This is a genomic window from Bacillus sp. RO2 (assembly GCF_012911845.1).
Taxonomy (GTDB): domain Bacteria; phylum Bacillota; class Bacilli; order Bacillales; family Bacillaceae_I; genus Sutcliffiella_A.
The window spans coordinates 1-19,362 of the sequence record NZ_JAAXCU010000041.1 but is presented as its reverse complement, the minus strand read 5'-3'; the positions used below and the strand labels follow the sequence as shown (position 1 = coordinate 19,362).

13 protein-coding genes are annotated in these 19,362 nt (G+C 42.2%); 6 read left to right on the top strand and 7 right to left on the bottom strand.

Going from position 1 to position 19,362, the window contains the following annotated elements:
* Positions 1 to 12: 12 nt before the first annotated feature.
* From HF078_RS10190 to hpaB, 3 genes are all read right to left on the bottom strand, one after another.
* Positions 13 to 210 (bottom strand): YwbE family protein, encoded by a 198-nt coding sequence (locus HF078_RS10190; protein ID WP_168865365.1) that lies wholly within the window; start codon positions 208 to 210, stop codon positions 13 to 15.
* Between the two features lie 64 nt (positions 211 to 274).
* Positions 275 to 1,225 (bottom strand): glycerophosphodiester phosphodiesterase family protein, encoded by a 951-nt coding sequence (locus HF078_RS10185; RefSeq protein WP_169291050.1) that lies wholly within the window; start codon positions 1,223 to 1,225, stop codon positions 275 to 277.
* A 99-nt stretch (positions 1,226 to 1,324) separates the two neighbouring features.
* A complete protein-coding gene (gene hpaB / locus HF078_RS10180) occupies positions 1,325 to 2,770 on the bottom strand; it encodes a 4-hydroxyphenylacetate 3-monooxygenase, oxygenase component (protein WP_169291049.1) in 1,446 nt (481 codons plus the stop codon).
* A gap of 140 nt (positions 2,771 to 2,910) precedes the next feature.
* Between hpaB and HF078_RS10175 the strand changes: the two genes are divergently transcribed.
* Positions 2,911 to 4,020 carry a D-TA family PLP-dependent enzyme gene (locus HF078_RS10175; RefSeq protein WP_240951717.1) on the top strand — a complete coding sequence of 370 codons (1,110 nt, stop codon included), beginning with the start codon at positions 2,911 to 2,913 and terminating at the stop codon, positions 4,018 to 4,020.
* Positions 4,021 to 4,410: 390 nt separating this feature from the next.
* Here the strand turns inward: HF078_RS10175 and HF078_RS10170 are convergent, their stop codons facing one another.
* Both HF078_RS10170 and HF078_RS10165 read right to left on the bottom strand, forming a co-directional pair.
* Entirely contained in the window at positions 4,411 to 5,799 is a 1,389-nt protein-coding gene (locus HF078_RS10170; protein WP_169291048.1) for a dipeptidase, read from the bottom strand.
* Entirely contained in the window at positions 5,796 to 7,286 is a 1,491-nt protein-coding gene (locus HF078_RS10165; RefSeq protein ID WP_169291047.1) for an amidase family protein, read from the bottom strand. The genes HF078_RS10170 and HF078_RS10165 overlap by 4 nt, the downstream gene beginning before the upstream one ends.
* 565 nt (positions 7,287 to 7,851) lie before the next feature.
* Between HF078_RS10165 and HF078_RS10160 the strand changes: the two genes are divergently transcribed.
* From HF078_RS10160 to HF078_RS10150, 3 genes are all read left to right on the top strand, one after another.
* Complete coding sequence (locus tag HF078_RS10160) at positions 7,852 to 9,582, top strand: ABC transporter ATP-binding protein (protein WP_169291046.1); 1,731 nt, start codon at positions 7,852 to 7,854, stop codon at positions 9,580 to 9,582.
* Positions 9,575 to 11,383 (top strand): ABC transporter ATP-binding protein, encoded by a 1,809-nt coding sequence (locus tag HF078_RS10155; protein ID WP_169291045.1) that lies wholly within the window; start codon positions 9,575 to 9,577, stop codon positions 11,381 to 11,383. Before HF078_RS10160 ends, HF078_RS10155 begins: the two co-directional genes overlap by 8 nt.
* A 267-nt stretch (positions 11,384 to 11,650) precedes the next feature.
* Positions 11,651 to 13,114 carry an alanine/glycine:cation symporter family protein gene (locus HF078_RS10150; protein WP_481748010.1) on the top strand — a complete coding sequence of 488 codons (1,464 nt, stop codon included), beginning with the start codon at positions 11,651 to 11,653 and terminating at the stop codon, positions 13,112 to 13,114.
* Between the two features lie 50 nt (positions 13,115 to 13,164).
* On the opposite strand, the gene HF078_RS10145 is transcribed toward HF078_RS10150, so the two are convergent.
* A complete protein-coding gene (locus HF078_RS10145; protein ID WP_169291044.1) occupies positions 13,165 to 14,130 on the bottom strand; it encodes an EAL domain-containing protein in 966 nt (321 codons plus the stop codon).
* Between the two features lie 212 nt (positions 14,131 to 14,342).
* On the opposite strand from HF078_RS10145, the gene HF078_RS10140 reads away from it, so the two are divergent.
* Positions 14,343 to 15,629, top strand: a complete 1,287-nt coding sequence (locus tag HF078_RS10140) for an ATP-binding protein (protein WP_169291043.1) — start codon at positions 14,343 to 14,345, stop codon at positions 15,627 to 15,629.
* A gap of 331 nt (positions 15,630 to 15,960) precedes the next feature.
* Here the strand turns inward: HF078_RS10140 and HF078_RS10135 are convergent, their stop codons facing one another.
* Entirely contained in the window at positions 15,961 to 17,487 is a 1,527-nt protein-coding gene (locus HF078_RS10135; protein WP_169291042.1) for an FAD-dependent oxidoreductase, read from the bottom strand.
* Positions 17,488 to 17,659: 172 nt separating this feature from the next.
* Between HF078_RS10135 and HF078_RS10130 the strand changes: the two genes are divergently transcribed.
* A complete protein-coding gene (locus tag HF078_RS10130; protein WP_169291041.1) occupies positions 17,660 to 19,003 on the top strand; it encodes a DEAD/DEAH box helicase in 1,344 nt (447 codons plus the stop codon).
* Positions 19,004 to 19,362: the final 359 nt, after the last annotated feature.

Sequence of the window (19,362 nt, the reverse complement as noted above, 5' to 3'; positions counted from 1 at the left end):
CAGATGGAGGGGTTACGCTTTTTCGATTTGTTTGACCCTGCCGACTTGTCCGTCTTGGAGGCGGACTTTGATGCCGTGGGGGTGGTTGGGGGATTTGGTTAGGATGTCTTTGACGATCCCGCTTGTAAGTTTGCCTGTGCGTTGGTCTTGTTTAAGTACAATTTTAACTGATTGGCCGATAGCGATATCTGACCGTTTTTGTCCATTCATTTCTAGAGCCTCACGTTTCATATTTACTAATAGTTATTATAACATAATAAAGGTCCCCGCATTCTTAGTATCCCATTTCCTTCCTCACCTCAAGCAGCAGGTCTGGGCGATTAGTCAGGATCCCATCTGCCCCTCGTTCAAGCAAGTAGCGCATCGTTTCCTTGTCATCAATAGTCCAGTAGTGCATCTGCACACCGCTTCTTTGGGCATCGCCTATTAGCCGTTGATTTGTCAAATCGAATATACTCTCTTGTAAAGGCACTTGAAAAGCATCTACTTCTGGTTTATAGAGGTTGCGGGCAAATAGCTTGTGAAGAAGGACGAATCTAGTGATTTCCTGTCTGCCGCCAACAAGTGCCACTTTCCCATCTGTTAAACGATTAAATGTCTCCAGAATTTCCTGGTCGAAAGATGCGACAAGCAACGTATCTTCTCTGTTATACTGTTTGGTTAACTCCCATAGTTTCCTTGCAATCTCCTCATATTTTTCAGTAGGATTGGTGTCTTTGATTTCAATTTCAATTCGGGTGTTAGGAAAGGATTGAAACATTTCTTCCACGGTAGGGATAGTAGCTCCTTTACCGCGAAAACTGTTATTGCCTTCAAGATCTACGAAATGATAGCCTGCATCTAACTGTTTTATTTCCTCTAAGGTCAGCTCTGCTACCGTTCCTTGCCCATTTGTAGTTCGATCGACAGTGGGGTCATGGATTGCAACAAGGTGCCCATCTTTGGTGATATGTATATCTGTTTCAAGTACATCAACCCCCATTTCGACGGCCTGTTCAAAAGCAATCATCGTATTGGAAGGGGCGAGGTGTTCCCCGCCTTGATGGGCAATGACTAACGGAACTCCACCATTTTCAAAATAAGGTTTTGATGCCAGTTTGTTAATTGGGAAAAAAGTAAATATAAGTCCTAGTGTGCCAAGCGTACCCGCAATGGTCCCTAGGGCAACCCAAACTTTTCTTTTCTTACGGGATTTCTTTTGTGAAGGAATAATAATTTCGGCCATGTGTGAACAACCTCTCTCTTTTCGTCTACTAGTACTTTAATTATAGAATACTCAGAAAATAAAAAAAGAGGGAAGCCTTAAATTTTCCGGCTCCCTTTATTATTCTAAAAACCCTAATTCCCTCGCAATGTCGTCTACTAGATCTTTTCGGTTGTATTCTTGATACAGTCCCATAGCTAATCGAGTCGGACAGCCAAAGAAGAAGCGTTCGTACAGCGTTTGACGGGAACCGAATGCACTCATGCTGACATCCCATGCTAATCGGAACAGCTTGATGCGGCTCTTTGCATCAGTAGTGGCTGATTGAAGGTATTGGTCAATGTCAGCGCGAATTGGGGATTCCAGGTCTGCTTCTGTAGGAATGGATACCAGTCCGCTGGCACCAAGCAGCTGTAGAATTTCCATGAATCTTGGATACACTTTAGGAAACTGCACGACCGCAACGGATAGAGGCGTGACGTCCGGAATCATTGTCCCATGTTTATCCGGTTTAGCGTTGATTTCTGAAGCGAGGAGCAAAGCCTTATGATTTTCCACTGCAATGATCATCTCGCTTATCTTTTCTTTTACATGCCCATACTCGCCAATCGCAATGGTATTGACTAAAAGTTGTGCAATCCCTAAAACAAATTCAGCTTTCATTACCTGTCTTGATACGACCTGGTGAGTGACAAGCGGTTTAAAATTACTAATTGAATACAGTTTATTGGCAACATCAATATTTTCCGATACAAATACCCGTTCCCATGGCACCAAAACATTATCTAGCACGACAATGGCATCCATCTCCTCAAACCTCGACCCAAGTGGATGATTGAATGGAGAAGAGTCATAAGAAAAAGATTCGCGGCAGATAAATTTCAGACCTTCTGTGTTACTTGGAATACTGAACGCATAGGCGAAGGGCTCTTCAAACATTTTTAATCCAGAAGACGAAATGATAATTTCATCCGTAATCCCGGCTTGTGTAGCCAATAACCGAGCCCCTTTTATAACAATCCCTTCCGATGTTTTATCAATCATCCGTGCCGCTACAATGTTATCATCATCTTCGTAATGAAAAGAAGAGCGGTTTACTTGTGGAGAAATGAATGTATGAGTAAAAGAGAGATCCTTTTCTCTAGCGTACTCGTAAAAGTTTTTCAGGTTCTTTGGAAATTGAGGTCCTTGTTCCTCCAGTAGGTCCGCAGAGGAAGCCAGAGCCATCAAGGTAGAGTTTTTATAGTCAGGGGAGCGTCCCATCATTCCAAAGGTTGCTTTTGCCCAAATCTGAACCATCTTTCTTCTTTTCTCCAAATCCTCTTTGGATGTTGGTCGAAGAAAAGAGGTTCCTACCAGATTTCCGGTTGTATCCGATTTAAATGTCATAATGTCTTTGTACTTTTCATCATGTTGCATATCAAACAAAGCAGCTTGACTTCTCATTACACCTGAAAAAGCCGGGTGTTCTGAAATATTACCTTGGACCTGTTTTCCGTTATGCCATACATTTGCCTGAAGCGAGTCGATTCGGTCCAAATACTGTTTACCATTGATTATTCCCATGCATCTCACCCTTTGCCCAGATTACTTCTTTCAATGTATGCATATGGGATTGTCTGATTTACAAATGTGCATTCATCAAAATTATGAACGGCCCTCATGGCGTGGTATAGTGAGGAAAAGAAGGTCTGGAGGGAGAAAAAATGAAGCAGGAATGGATGGAACTTGATACACCGACCTTATTATTGGATAAGGGGATTCTAATGGAAAATATCCGCAAAATGGGCGATTTTGCGAGAAGAAATAATGTGAGTTTGCGTCCACATATTAAAACGCATAAATCTGTCGAAATTGCTAAACTCCAGTTTGAATATGGAGCAATAGGTATTACAACTGCAAAACTTGAAGAAGCAGAAGTGATGGCAGCCGCAGGAATCAAGGATATTTTAGTGGCATATCCGGTTTCAAACACCGCTAAAATAGAGCGGGTAATTACTCTTTTAAACCTAGGAATTGATTTGAAAGTTACAGTAGATAATTTGGAACAGGTGAAGTTGCTTCAAAAAGCATTGGAAAACACAAGGCACACGTTAGAAGTGTGGATTAAAGTGAATTCCGGTTTAAACCGATGTGGTGTGGAGCCAGGAGCGAGTGCTGTTGAGCTTGCAAAAGCCATCATATTATTATCCCGGCTTCGAATCGGCGGAACCTTCACCCATGCTGGTCACTCTTATGGTGCAAGAGGAGAAGAAGAGCTAGAACGGATTGCTCTAGCTGAAGCAGATGCGGTGGTTAAAAGCGCGAAAGCATGTGAAAACGCAGGTATTCCTATCTTGGTAAGAAGCGTTGGTTCTACCCCCACTTATCGCATTTCCGGATTAGTCGATGGCATTACAGAAGTACGGCCCGGCAACGCCGTCTTTTTTGATAGCATTCAAGTGGGACTTGGAGTAGCAGACAGGTCAGAATGTGCGTTAACTGTTTTGGCCTCCGTAGTAGGTGTGTATGAGGGGAGGATTGTTCTGGATGCGGGAAGTAAAACTTTGTGTCTGGATAAGGGAGCACATGGATTGGACTCTGTTAAGGGATATGGATTTGTGGTGGACCATCCGGAACTTACAATTGAGAGGCTGTCCGAGGAGCATGGAGTGGCGGTTTTTAAAGGCGATTGTGGATTACGATTGAATGATAAAGTGCGCATTATTCCCAATCATGCGTGTACAGTGGCTAATATGTTTGATGAGTATGTGGTTGTGGAAGGCGAGCGTGTTTTAGAGAAGTGGAAGGTGGATGCGAGGGGGATGCGGAAGTAAGAAGGCGTAAGCGCCGTGTATTCTTAGCAGGATGTTAGGTCAGGGCGGTGTTTCGTTCTAGAATATCCTATTTTTTAAGGGAAATAGGTGCTTTTGATACGGTTTAAAATGGTTCGGACATTTAAGTTGGTGTTTTGGTCATTTATGCTTCTTGTTTTATATAGCTTTGGTCAAAAAAGCTCTCCCTTCGGACAAGAAAGGAGAGCTGTTCGGTCACTTCAAAATCTCGTTCGGTCAACTTTCCTAAAACTTCGCAAAAACTTCGGTCAACTTTCCCAAAACTTTGGTCAACTTCGCAAAATCTTCGGACATTTATCAAAAGATGATCTAGAAATTTGTGTTGCACCAACCAAAATTCACTGCAATTGCTGGCCATCACAAACTAAACGATCACTCCACATTCAACGCTACCGCCAACTCCTCCCAATACGCACATAGTGTCAGCAAACCTTTATCAAAATTCTTCAGCTTAAAATTTTCATTAGGTGCATGCACATTGTCAGAAGGCAGTCCAAAGCCCATCAACACAATAGGTGCTTGCAACACTTCATCCAACGTGGAAACAATCGGCAAGGAGCCGCCTCCACGGGTAAAAGTGGTCGGGACTTCCCAGATCTTTTCAAAAGCGCGACTTGCCGCTTGAATGGCAGGGTGATTGAATGGTGTCACAAATGGCGCTCCTTTGTCAAAAAGGGAAACAGTAACCTCTACTCCAGCAGGTTTATGCATAGTAACATGTTCTTGCAAAAGTGCCAGAATTTCATCTGGATCCTGATCTGGTACAAGGCGGCATGTTATTTTTGCATGTGCTTCAGATGGAAGGACTGTTTTAATTCCATCTCCTTGGAATCCACCGTATACGCCGTTTATTTCCAGTGTCGGACGTACCCATGTACGTTCATAAAAGCTATATCCTTTTTCTCCATAAAACTCTTGAACACCGACTTCCTCTTTGACCACAGCTTCATCAAAACCAATCTCTTCAAAAGCTGCTTTCTCTTCTGACGTCAATGGGACAACCTTGTTATAGAATCCATCGACTGTCACCACGCCATCGCCATTATGGAAAGAACTTAGCAATTCTACCACTGCATGGATCGGGTTTGCCACAGCTCCACCATAAAGACCGGAATGAAGGTCACGTTTTGGGCCTTTTACATCGAGTTGAAATCCGCACATCCCGCGCAGACCATAGCAAATGGTCGGTTTGTCTTCTTCAATCATCGATGTGTCTGACACAACCACTACATCAGTAGCAAGCAATTCTTTATTTTCTTCAATAAATGCTGGCAAATTAGGACTACCGACTTCTTCCTCTCCTTCAATGCAGAACTTAAAGTTGAATGGAAGTGTTCCCGTCGTCGCAAGAACGGCCTCCAAAGCTTTTATATGCATAAAGGTTTGCCCTTTGTCATCGCTAGCACCACGTGCATAAATGCGCTCGTCACGGATTGCGGGTTCAAAAGGCGGGGTATCCCATAAGTGAAGGGGGTCAACGGGCTGAACATCATAGTGCCCATATATTAAAACAGTGGGCTTGTCCTCTCCTGCGTGTAGCCAATCACCATATACAATGGGGTGCCCTACTGTTGGGTGCAGCGAAACATTTTCCATGCCAAGCTTTCTTAAAGACACTGCCATCCATTCCGCAGCTCGTAACGTATCTGCATTATGTGCAGGTAGGGCGCTTACACTTGGAATAGATAATAGGTCCTTTAACTCTTCTAAATGCCTTTTCCTATGGTCTGTTAAATAAGAAGTGATGGTTGCAGTTGTCATGATTTTACCTCCGTCTTTTGAAGTGTAGGTGCTTTACGAAGCTTTGTTGCTTGTTCATAGCCATAGGCAATCTGGATGAGGGTGCTCTCTTCAAAGGCCCTTGCGGTAAATGTCACTCCAACTGGTTTCCCCTCTTTCGTATAGCCTGCAGGAACAGTGATGGAAGGATAACCAGCCTTAGCAGGAATACCGGCGCCGAAGTTGTTAGGTGTAAGAATTGCATCAAGTCTGTGTTTTTTCATGGCGGCATCTAATCCGCCTTCCCTAGAGCGATAAAGATCTTTTTCACGACTAGAAATATATTCTTCTTCGGTTAATGTACCGCTGTGTGTTTCGCTTTCTTCCAAGACAGTCTGCTTATGCTGAAGCATTTCAGATGAATTTTTTTCGTTAAAAGCAATTAAATCTTTTAAACTCTTAATCGTTACAGACGCACCGGTATTGCGCAAGTAAGCGTTGAGACTTGGTTTGAATTCATAAAACAGCGTATGGTAATCCCATTCTTCTTTTGCAAAAGGAATGTCGATGGAGCCTATTACTTCTGCACCTTTTTCTCTAAGGCTAGCAATTGCTTCTTCCATAAGGAGGGCTTCCTCGTCAGAAAAATAGGTAAAATAAGGGTCGCGGGCCACTCCTATCCGCATCCCGTTAAGTCCTTCTTTTAATAGGAAGGAAGTGTAGGATATTCCTGGGGTTGGATTAGTCTTGGTGGCAATATCTTTTTCATCAGCCTCCGTCAATACGCTCAAAAGGATGGCGGCATCTTTAACTGTTTTAGTCATGGGTCCGGCGGTATCCTGACTGAAAGAAATAGGGATGATGCCTCTGCGACTAATGAGACCTACAGTTGGTTTTATCCCAACAATGGAATTAGAACTTGCAGGGCTTAAGATGGAACCGGAAGTTTCAGTTCCGATGGCTGCCGCTGCTAAGCCTGCTGCGATAGCTGCTCCAGAACCACTGCTTGATCCACCGACATCAAATTGTCCTGGTCCATATGGATTCAGTACCTGACCACCTCTGGAACTGTAACCGTTTGGCATTTTCTCTGTCATGAAATTAGCCCATTCTGTCATATTTGTTTTACCAAGGATGACGGCTCCTGCTTTCCGTAACTGGCTTGCGACCGCGGAATCTTCCACTGCTACGTGATGTTCCAAGGCAAGGGAACCTGCGCTTGTGTGCATCATATCGCCTGTATCAATATTATCTTTTAATAGAATAGGTATGCCGTGAAGAGGCCCGCGTGCACCAGACTGTTTTCTTTCCAAGTCAAGCGCTTCGGCAATAAAAACCGCATCAGGATTAACTTCAAGAACTGAGTTCAACTTTGGCCCGTTTTTATCGTATTTGCTGATACGGTGAAGATACATGAGAACTAAATCTTTCGAAGTAACTTTGCCATTTTCCATTGCCGTTTGTAGCTCCTCAATCGTCGCATCCGGCAACCAATCGTCTACAAGCCCAGAGAGTTTCGGGTGGTTCATCCAAAAAACCTCCTTTATAATTTAGGGTAAATGTTATTACCTTGGTAAACAGTATCTCCTGTAGATTGTAGTGCAAGGTGTGAGACACCGCAGGCAAAGCGAAGCAACTGAAAAACTGAACATCATGTAATTAGTAATTTCAAGCTGTGGATTGGAGTAAAAGGCGAAGACTCCTGAGGGAGATAGCTGTAGCTTGAGACCCCGCAGCGAAGCGAGGAGGCTCAAGCACAGCCCCTAGGAAAGCGAAGCCATTTGCGGAAATCCACAGCGGCGTCTAAACAATTGCTAAAACTAAAGACTTTTTCAGTGGCTCAAGCACCGTCCCGCGGAAAGAACATCTGGAACGAAAATCTACAGGAAGTTTAAACAGTAAATTTTTTCAACTTCCTACCAATAATAATAATTCAAACTATTTAAAAAACATAGTAATAAAGGTATGATAATAGGATAATATATAAATTTCAAGATATTCGTTTCGCTAAACGAATTACCACATGCGTTTAAAATAGATTTACTCATTTCAACGCAGACTAAACAGAGTGAAAGGTTTGGAGGATTACGTATTATGGGGAGAATTTTTTCATACTTAAAACCGTATAGGCTGGCCGTAACAATCGCCTTGCTCCTAATGCTGACAGAACTCGTTGTGGAACTGTTGCATCCACTTCTAATGGCCAAAATTATTGATGAGGGAATTCTGACAGGCGACTTGGATGCGGTGATGAAATGGGGAGGCATCATGGTGCTGTTCTCCTTTATCGCCTTTGCTGCAGGGGTTACTAACTCCTTTTTTGCCGCCCATGTCAGCCAAAGTTTTGGATTTGACATTAGAAGAGGGTTATTTGGAAAAATACAGTCGTTTTCGTTTGCGAATTTCAGCTTGTTTCCGACTTCCTCTCTCATCACACGAATGACAAATGATGTGATCCAAGTTCAAAATACAGTCTTTATGAGCTTGCGAATCATGCTCCGTGCACCACTTCTTGTGGTAGGTGGCGTGATTATGGCTTTGATTGTCAATTGGCAGCTAGCTCTATTTCTTGTCATTGGAGTACCAGTACTTTTTATTTTCCTTGTATGGGTGATGAAAAAAGGTGGTGCGCTGTTCAAAGCTGTACAGGAAAAACTGGATGGCGTGAATAATGTAATGAGGGAAAACCTTGGGGGCATCCGCTTAATTAAAGCTTTTCTCCGTAAAAAGCATGAAATTAAACGGTTCGGTAATGCAAGCGAAGAATTGAAGGACCAGACGGTATCTGCACTTCGACTAATGGAGATCACTATGCCGATTCTCCTTTTAATTATGAACGGAAGCATCCTTGCTGTCCTTTGGTTTGGTACCATCGGCGTCACTAACGGTGGAGCCCAAGTTGGGGAGGTTGTTGCAATCGTCAACTATGCGACCAGAATCACAGGTGCATTATCCATCTTTTCTTTTATCATCATGGCATTTGCCCGTGCAAAAGCCTCTGCTCACCGGATAACGGACGTGTTGGAGGAAGAAATAGACCTAGTGGATAAGGTAGATGTGGATAAAGAGGCTACGTTTCATCAAGGAGGAATCGAATTTGACTCCGTATCTTTCCGCTATCCGAACACAGACATACCGGTTCTCGAGGATATCAGCTTCCGTGCGGATGCAGGATCGACTGTTGCCATTATGGGAGCTACAGGTGCTGGAAAATCATCCTTATTCCAATTGATACCTAGGCTTTACGATGTCGATAAAGGAGTCATCAGGGTAGACGGAAAAGACCTCACCGATTTGTCCCTGAAAAAGCTAAGAAAACAAATAGGCTATGTGCCACAAGAAGCGCTCCTTTTTTCAGGAACGGTTAAAGAAAATATAGCATGGGGAAAAGAGGATGCTACATTAGAAGAAATCATTCAGGTGGCGAAGGATGCACAGATTCATGAAACCATTGATCGCTTGCCCAAAAAATATGAGACTGTTCTTGGTCAAAAAGGGGTCAATCTCTCCGGTGGCCAAAAACAACGCCTCTCCATTGCAAGGGCTCTTGTGAGGAACCCGAAGATTCTCATGCTCGATGACAGTACAAGCGCACTTGACTTAAAAACAGAAGCAAAGCTGCTTGCGGCCATTAAGAAATATCAATGCACGATGTTCATTGTGACGCAAAAGGTAAGCACGGCCATGGAAGCAGATAAAATCTTACTGATTGAAGACGGAAAGTTACTGGAAGAGGGAAGCCATGAGAAACTTATGGCAACCTCGGAACTTTACATGAAAATTTATCATTCTCAGTTTGGAACGGAGGTGGCAGAGCATGTCTAGGCGTATAAGTAGCAGTGCCGCCGTTGCAAGTAAAGCAAATCCAAAGCCGAAAGCAAAGGATTGGAAAGGAACCATTAAACGAGTTTGGAGATATTTAGGGGAAAATAAAGGCTTATTGATACTCGTTATGCTAATGGTGGTTGCTAGCTCCGCCTTAGGGCTGTTGGGTCCTTTTATTGTCGGAATGGCCATTGATAATTATGTAGTCGAACAAAATACTTCAGGACTATTGAATGTCCTTATAGGACTTGTATTCATTTATATGTTCTATTCTCTATCCATGTGGCTACAAAACTATTGGATGGTCGGGATTGCGCAAAATACAGTATTGAAGATGAGAACACAACTGTTTGAACATTTACAGAAGCTCCCAATTCCTTATTTTGATAAAAGACAGCATGGTGAATTAATGAGCCGTGTTACCAATGATATGGAAAATGTCAGTTCAACGTTAAACAGTTCTGTCATTCAGATTTTCTCCAGTATCTTGACCTTGGTTGGAACAGTTTCGGTCATGTTATATCTAAGTCCAATGCTTACAGCCATTACACTAATAATCGTGCCAGTCATGTTCTTTGGTTTAAGGTGGATCACAAACCGAACAGGCCCATTGTTCAAGCAAACGCAAAAGAATCTTGGAGACCTGAATGGTTATATTGAAGAAACCATCTCAGGACAGAGAATCGTGAAAACATTCTCTCAAGAAGACAAGGTGATGGAGGAATTTACGGAAAAAAGTTTGAATCTGAAGAAGTCCGCATACTGGGCTCAGACCTATTCCGGATTTATTCCAAAACTTATGAACATGTTGAATAACTTAAGTTTTGCCATTATCGCGGGAGTTGGTGGAATACTGGCTTTAAACACGCAATCGGGAATAACCATTGGAGTTATCGTTATTTTCGCGGAGTACTCCAGACAATTCACGCGTCCGTTAAACGACCTCGCCAACCAGTTTAATACATTGTTGTCTGCTGTTGCAGGTGCGGAGCGGGTGTTTGATGTGCTTGATGAACAAGAGGAAGAAAGTGATGAAACTGAGGCAATAGAACTTGAAACAGTAAGAGGTGAAGTAGAATTTCGTGATGCTTCCTTCTCTTATGAGGACGATGACATGACTATTCGCAACATAAGTTTTCATGTTGACGCAGGGGATACAGTAGCGTTTGTTGGTCCGACGGGTGCCGGTAAGACAACGGTCATCAATTTGATATCCAGGTTCTATGACCTCGATAGTGGCAGTATCTTATTAGATGGTCACCCAATCAATAGAATTAAACGCTCGAATTTACGTAAACATATGGCCTTCGTTTTACAGGATTCGTTTCTTTTTGAAGGAACGGTTCGAGAAAATATCCGCTACGGAAGACTGGATGCTACGGACGCGGAAGTAGAGGAAGCGGCAAAAATGGCCAATGCACATTCCTTTATTAGAAAATTACCGGGAGGATATGATTTCAAGCTGAAGCAGGATGGAAGCGGAATTAGTCAAGGACAGAAACAGTTATTGTCCATTGCGCGTGCGGTTTTAGCAAATCCTACCATTTTAATACTTGATGAAGCAACAAGTAGTATTGATACTATTACTGAGATGAAAATACAGGAAGCGCTCCAACGCTTGATGGAGGGAAGAACTAGCTTTGTTATCGCCCATCGCTTGAATACCATTCAGAGTGCCGATCAGATTCTGGTACTGAAAGAAGGGGAAATCATTGAAAAAGGATCCCACAGTGAATTGTTGACAGAAGAAGGGTTTTACTATGATTTGTTTACTAGTCAGTTGAAGAAGGAAGTAGGGTAATATGGAATATTTATTGCACCTGAACGTTCATGGAAAGTTATCATAAACGTTCAGGTGCTTTTTCGTTCAAGTTCTACAATTAATAAAAAAAATCATGTGATTTTCCCCGGGAAATACGTCGTCCTATAAAGGTTCTTGTCTTAATGGCGCATTAATTGTATAAGACATGTATTGTCTATTTCCCGAATATGATTTATAATGCAGTACAGAACGAAAATTCTAAATATTACAAATAAGTTAAAGGGGGATTACAATTTGGATGCATTTTTGCAAGATCCGATTGGTGGTTTAGTAAGTCTTCTTTGGAGCACACCTATGATTGTTTTCTGTTTGGGAGTCGGATTGTTATTTACCATTTTGACAAAGTTTGTACAAGTAAGATTATTCGGGGATATGGTGAAACAAATATTCGCCGGTAAATCGTCTAAAGCAGGGGTTTCTTCCTTTCAGGCATTATCCATTTCATTATCAGGACGTGTAGGAACCGGGAATATTGCTGGTACAGCAACTGCTATTGCGATGGGGGGACCTGGTGCCGTATTTTGGATGTGGACCATCGCTTTTATAGGAGCGGCGAGTGCTTTTGTTGAATCCGCTCTTGCTCAAGTATACAAATCAAAGCAAGATGGAGAATATCGTGGAGGTCCAGCTTATTACATAGAAAAAGGGATTGGCTGGAAATGGTATGGAATTGTCTTTGCATCTGCTGCACTTTTAGCAATGAGTCTATTAATGCCAGGTTTGCAAGCTAATGCCATCGGGACAGGATTGAATAATGCTTTTGGAATTAATAAGCAAGTAATCGCAATTACACTAGTTGTTATCATAGGATTAATTATTTTTGGTGGAGTTAAACGTATTGCGTCTGTTGCTCAACTTGTCGTTCCTTTCATGGCGATAGCATATATGTTAGTAGCTTTTGGTATCATTATCATGAATATTACGGAGTTACCGGCAGTATTCGGATTGATCTTCCGTAGTGCGTTTGGCTTTGATTCTGCGTTTGGCGGTATCATTGGGGCAGCTATTGCATGGGGAGTTAAACGTGGTATCTTCTCCAATGAAGCGGGTCAAGGTACTGGACCGCATGCAGCAGCGGCTGCTGAGGTATCACACCCAGCTAAACAAGGGTTAGTTCAAGCGTTCTCTATCTATATTGATACTATTCTAGTTTGTTCGGCTACAGCATTCATGATTCTTTTCACTGGATCTTATAACGTGGTAGATCCTGCAAACGAGGGACAATTCCTTGTCAATAACCTTGGTGCAGGAGTGGAAGCAGGAGCGGAATATACTCAGGCTGCCGTTGAGACCGTCTTACCTGGCTTCGGTGCTGGTTTTGTAGGAATTGCTTTGTTATTCTTCGCATTTACAACGATCATGGCTTATTACTATATTGCGGAAACGAATGTTGCTTACTTGGTAAGAGGTAGAAGCAATAAGATCCCGATGTTCATATTAAAGGTTGTTCTTTTAGCTGCCACTTATTTTGGGGTTGTCAGAACCACTCAAGTAGCATGGAATTTGGGGGATATTGGACTTGGATTGATGGTATGGCTCAATCTGATTGCACTTCTCCTACTTGCGAAACCTGCCCTTGCAGTGCTGAGGGATTATGATGAACAAAGGAAGCAAGGTGTGGACCCTGTATTTAACCCAGACAAATTGGGTATTAAAAATGCGGAGTTCTGGACAGAGGAATACAAGAAAGACGATGAAAAAGCTTCATAATACATGAATGAAAAATCCCTCACCATTGCGGTGTGAGGGATTTTCTTCATTTACAAGGCTAAAACTGGCGTTAAAATATTGGGGCCGGGCTTGCCAATCAGATAGCCTTGTCCATAATGGATTCCAATATCGCGGCAAAATTCCAATTCTTCCAATCTTTCTATTCCTTCTGCCAACACTTTGATATTCAGTTTGGTGGCAACATTTAGGACGCTTTTTAAGAAGAGTTGCTTTTCGAGTATCGTATCACATTGAGAAACATAGTCACGGTCTATTTTGACAAAGTCGGGCTGTAGCTTTTCGAGTACTTCTAAAGTTGAATATCCGGCACCAACATCATCTAGTGCCACTTGCATTCCAGATTTCTTATATGTTTTAAATATTGATTCTAAGTGGTCGATATCATGAATTTTCTCGGATTCTACCACTTCAAAAACGAGCTGATCAGGTGTGATATGATTCTCTCGTACAATCTTGAATGTATGCTGTAGGCAATATTCTGGATTGTAAATGGATGATGGCAGGAAGTTGATAAATAATTTTACTTGAAAAGGAATCTGTTGCTTACTTCCTGAAACAATCGAGCTTTCGCGAGCCTTTTGGTCTAAATAGTTATGTAGATTTGTTTCACGGGCGAATTCAAATAGTTTAAATGGTGGAACTGACTGCCCCTTCCAGTGTGGGCGTAACAAGCACTCGTATGCAAATAGTTCATCGTTGTTCTGTAAATCTATGATTGGTTGAAAGTGTGTGGTGAAGGAATCGAATGTAATTAATTCTAATAGATCATGATTCTTCACCAATTCCAACAATTGCTTCGGTGGATAAAAGCCCCGTTGTGAAGAAGTTTTCACCAAAACGTCTGATTTTTTATTTTGTTTATCTATTTCTTGAAGGAGTTGCTCTAAATCTTCAATCGATTCATAAAGGTGTTCTTCTTGTATTTCTCCTCTTTTTATGAAAAATACTCCAGAATGTTCAATCTTGTCAGGTACCCCGCAATCCGTACAGTGCATATAAATCACCCCATCTCATATATAGGATGATTTTACTATTAATTTATTGTTGGCAGAAGTTTTTAGACTGAAATGTTGAAAAAAAGGTTTGAATAGATGGAAAGTAGTAGAATAGATACATTTTTTGACGGATTGTACAAGGATTTTCTCCGATATTGTCGAAACATAACTATACAATACAATTTTAAGGATATGGTTAGGAGCGGGCTTGTATGTTGGCGGAAAAACTACTTTTACATGTATTGATCATTTTAGCACCGGTGCTGATTTATTATGTTGTTTCCGAAAATAAAAGGTTTGGTCAATCGCCATATTTTATAGGGATCTTGCAGGGGCTTTCTGCGAGTCTATGTTTATTTTTTGCGTTCTATGATTATGGCCTCTATTGGGACTTGAGATACATACCGTTGGTGCTAGCCATCCTCTATGGCGGACCAAAGGCTGGGGTTATTGTGCTCGCTGCCATTCTGGGGACAAGAACATACCTTGGAGGCGATGCTTTAGCATTTGGGTATGTTAGTGGACTTGTGGCAGCAGCCATTCCATTTTTGATGCTAAGGCGTTTTAAAAAAGTTAAAACGAAGAAAAAAAGAATCCGTTTTGCTGTGCTTGTAGGGTTATGGCCAAACTTTGTCATGCTAGCAATCTTAATAGCTTATTTGGTCAGTTCACCTACTGTAAACGATGGACCAAATCTACTATTATACATCTTGCTTTTCGGACTGATTCAAGTAGTAGGTGTGGGTTTCGCGTCCACCTTACATGAAGCGGTGCTTGAGCGGGAATTGCTGAAACAGGAAATTAGGCGTGCGGAAAAGTTAAATACATTAGGTGAACTTGCAGCATCCATTGCCCATGAAGTAAGAAATCCGTTAACTGTAGTGAAAGGGTTTCTCCAACTCATGCATAGAGAAGACAAGGGGAATAGTTTTCAATATATTGGACTCGTATTAAGTGAATTGGCAAGAGCAGAATCCATCATAAATGATTACCTCAATTTTGCCAAACCAGAGTTCAAAAAAATTGAAAATGTGGATCTGGGAGAATTATTGAATGATGTAAAAATGCTGTTAAATCCATTAGCGGTAAAAGAGGGTATTCATCTTGAAAGTTATCTCGAGAAGAATGTTTTTATGGAAACGGATAAAAATCAGTTTAAACAAGCACTTGTCAACATACTAAAAAACGCCATTGAAGCTACTCCTCAAGATGGCAGAGTCTATATCAAGTTGTTTTCCAATGCAACAGGCATCCAGATCCTCATTAAGGATACAGGGAAAGGCATGACCAAGGAGCAAGTCTCTCGGATCGGAACCTTATTTTATACGACCAAGGATAAGGGGACAGGTCTTGGCACCACTGTTTCGATGCGAATCATTGATACAATGAATGGTAAGGTTGGGTATTCAAGTGAAATTGGGAAAGGGACTGAGGTGAAGATTTCTTTTCCGCCTGTGAGGCAGGAGGAACAGGCTAGGAAGGAGTCGGTTGTGGGATAAAAAAGAAGAGACTGTCCAATAACCTAGGAGGCCACTGAAAAAATCTTGATTTTAGTTTTTTTATTAACACCGCTGTTGATTTCCGCAAATGGCTTCGCTTTCCTAGGGGCTGACGTGAGCCTCCTCGGCTACGCCTGCGGGGTCTCCACCTAGCGCTAGCTCCCTCAGGACAAGGAAGGCTTCGGCAGCGATTCATCGCACGAAGAAAATGCGTAGCATTTTCGAGGAGTCTTCGCCTTTTGCTCCAATCACCAGCTAGGAATCATAAAAAACTTTACGTTATCAGTTTTTCAGTGGCCTCATAACTTAGACAGCTTCTTCTTTTCTTACTCTACAATTTCTCCAACGGTTTATCAGCTGGGCCTTCTAGTACATCGCCATAGATGGAAAAGCGTGAGCCATGGCAAGGGCAATCCCAACTTCTATCACCATGGTTCCACTCCACTTCACATCCAAGATGCGTACAGGTCGTGTCGACGCAGTGCACTTCTCCTTTGTCGTCTTTGTAAGCTCCTGCACGGCGACCGTTGATCATAACGACTCCGCCTTCATCTAGTCCAAGATCTTCGGGCTTTTTTGAAGGGCGATCGAGCTTGCCTTCAATAAGGTGTCCAGCAACATTCATGTTAGAGCTGATGAACTTTTTCAGACTCGGATCGGCAACAAACCGAGATGGTGAGAACAAGTTTTCATAATCGTTCTTTCTCCCAAGTATTAAATCCTGAAGGAGCAGTGCCGCTGCTGTTCCGTTTGTCATTCCCCATTTCCTATAGCCCGTAGCAATTAAGATATTTGGATGCCCAGAGGTGATTCGACCTATATAAGGTACCTTATCTAACGTGTATAAATCCTGTGCAGACCATCGATACATAATTTCCTTGATTCCAAGCACTTCTTCGCCGAAACTTTTCAACGCTTCGTAGTGTTTTAATGTATCTTTGCCTTGCCCTGTCCTGTGGCCGTCTCCACCGATTAAGGCAACCTTTTCCCCATTAATCGTCACATATCGTAAAGACCTTGATGGCTGACCAGCGCTGTAATACATGCCCTCCGGTGGTTCTTTTTCTGTTTTTGCAGCAAGCACATAGGAACGCTCCGCATACATTCTTGTAAAAAAGAAACCATTGCCATCGTAAAAAGGAAAATGGGAGCCAGCAACAATATAGTCACACTCAATCTTGGCTCCGTTCTTCGTCACCACCGATAATCCACGTGACTCCTCCACATCTGTCGCTACTGTATGTTCATAAATTTCTCCACCTTTTTCTACAATGCCATCTACTAACACCTTCAAGTATTGCAGCGGGTGAAACTGTGCCTGATTTTTCATCACGACGACAGATTTTGTCTCAATCGAAAAAGGAATGTCATACGTTATATCACCATCGATTCCTAGTTTTTGATAAGCCTCGAATTCTTTTCTTACCTTTTGGTCATCCTGCTCCGTTTGAGAATAAATATAGGCATTCTGTTCACTAAAGTCACATTGAATACGTTTAAGGTCCACAAGGTCTCTGATAAAATGAAGCCCTTCCTGGTTTGCTTGGTAATAAAGTTTTGCTTTTTCCTGACCTAAATGCTGTAGGAATTCATCATAAATCAGACCGTGTTGAGCAGTCACTTTCGCTGTTGTGTGGCCGGTTGTGCCGTTTAGGATTTGATCTGCATCAATAAGAATGACCTTTAGTCCTTCTTGAGCAAGTTGATAGGCTGTCGTTATTCCAGTAATGCCGCCTCCCACTACACATACATTCGTTTTTTTATTTTCATTTAATGTAGGAAAAGAGGGAAGGGGGGCAGAGTCCCTCCAATATGCCTCAGGTCCTTTTGGAAGTTCGGAAAAATGATGTTGCTCCATAATGTAATTCCTCCTCTAACGTATAAAGATATACATAATTTTTCCAAAAGTGAGGAAAACATGTATCTTTTTAGCGGAAATGACAACGATATTTCTATTGGAACCTCTAGGGAAAAAGGGTAGAATGGAGAATAGCGTAAAACCCCGTATGAGGGTCATAAAGGAGAAAAAAATGTCTACAACTTTTATTAATACATTACAACCTTTTATACAAAACATTTGGGAAAAAAGTGAATTTGACGCTGCAACACCTGTTCAAGAGCAGGCAATTCCAGTCATTCTTGAAGGAAAAGACCTTCTTGTTGAGTCACCGACAGGTACAGGTAAAACTTTAGCGTACTTATTGCCTATCATTGAGCGTATTGATTTATCTAAACAGCATCCACAGGCTCTCATCGTGGCGCCGTCCAAGGAACTTGCCATGCAGATATTAGAACAGATCCAGAAATGGACAGAAGGAAGCGAAATTACTGGCGCATCCTTCATTGGTGGAGCCAATGTGAAACGCCAAATTGAAAAGCTGAAAAAACGACCGCACATCCTCGTTGGGACACCTGGCCGACTGCAGGAGTTAATTCAAATGAAAAAAATTAAGATGCATGAAGTGCAGACCATTGTCATGGATGAAGCGGATCAGTTGTTTGTACCGGAACACAAAAAGACCATAGAAAATATCATTAAATCTTCTATGCAAGAAAGGCAGTTACTATTGTTCTCGGCGACATTAAAAGAGGAGACTGAAAGGCAGGCCGTGGGCTTGTTGAAGGAGCCTCTAGTTATCAAGGTTACTAAGGCGGACTTGCCGCCAGCTCGAGTAGAGCATGTGTACACAGTGGTAGATCAGCGAGATAAAGCAAATGTCCTGGCTAATTTGCTACGTGAGCCCGGGATTAAAGCATTGGCATTTGTACGTGATATCGGAAACCTTGCCGTATTAACGGAAAAACTCATTTATAAACAGTTAAATGTCGGATTCTTGCATTCTGAATCCTCCAAACAGGAGCGTGAGAATGCCATGAAAAACTTCAGAAAAGATGAGTATCCGGTTCTTCTTGCGACAGATGTGGCAGCACGAGGTCTTGATATTAAAGAATTAAGCCATGTTATTCATTACGACCTACCCGAAGAAGTGGAAAGTTATGTGCACCGTTCCGGAAGAACAGGCCGCCAAGGAGCAGAAGGGACTGTTATTTCCATTGTTAGTGAACGTGAAGAGCGCCGCTTGAAGCAGTTTGCTCGCGAACTTGGTTTGACACTTAAAAAGCGAGTTGTGTTTGGCGGAAAGCTTGTTGGAGAAGACCAGCTAAATTCAGGAAAGTCTGGTTCAGGTGGGGGACGAGGCAAAGCTGGAAATGTGAAAAGATCTGTTGGGAACAAGAAGGCCGGTGGCACGAAGGGATCTTTTGGACAACAGAAGACTGGTGCAAAAGCTGGAGTTGTCAGCGGTTCTTCCAAAGGCGGAGAGAAGGCTAAACCGAAGAAACCGGGTTTAAAGAAACAAGGTAAGAAAAAATAAATGTAGGATTCGATGTTACGTGGACCATTCCAATTTAGGGATGGTTTTTGTTGTTTTAGGAGAGTGGGGATTTCTTTCTTCCCACTTTTCGAGGTCTTTGTGACGGAAGTATGAAGAATTGCTGTTTTTTTAGGAAAATGCTGATATTTTTGGTGCGAAAATTTAGTTCGGACATTTACCTTCTCTCTTCGGACAAGTGACGACGGGAAAATGAGGGGGTTCGGACAATTCATGGAGTTCTGTCAATAAAATAGACATCAATACGTATAGGATTGGCGTATTTTTTTCTTCCGCGCTACGTATTCACTTCGCTTGCACGCCTCTACTTAGAGGATCAATTAAAACCGAATTGATCCTCT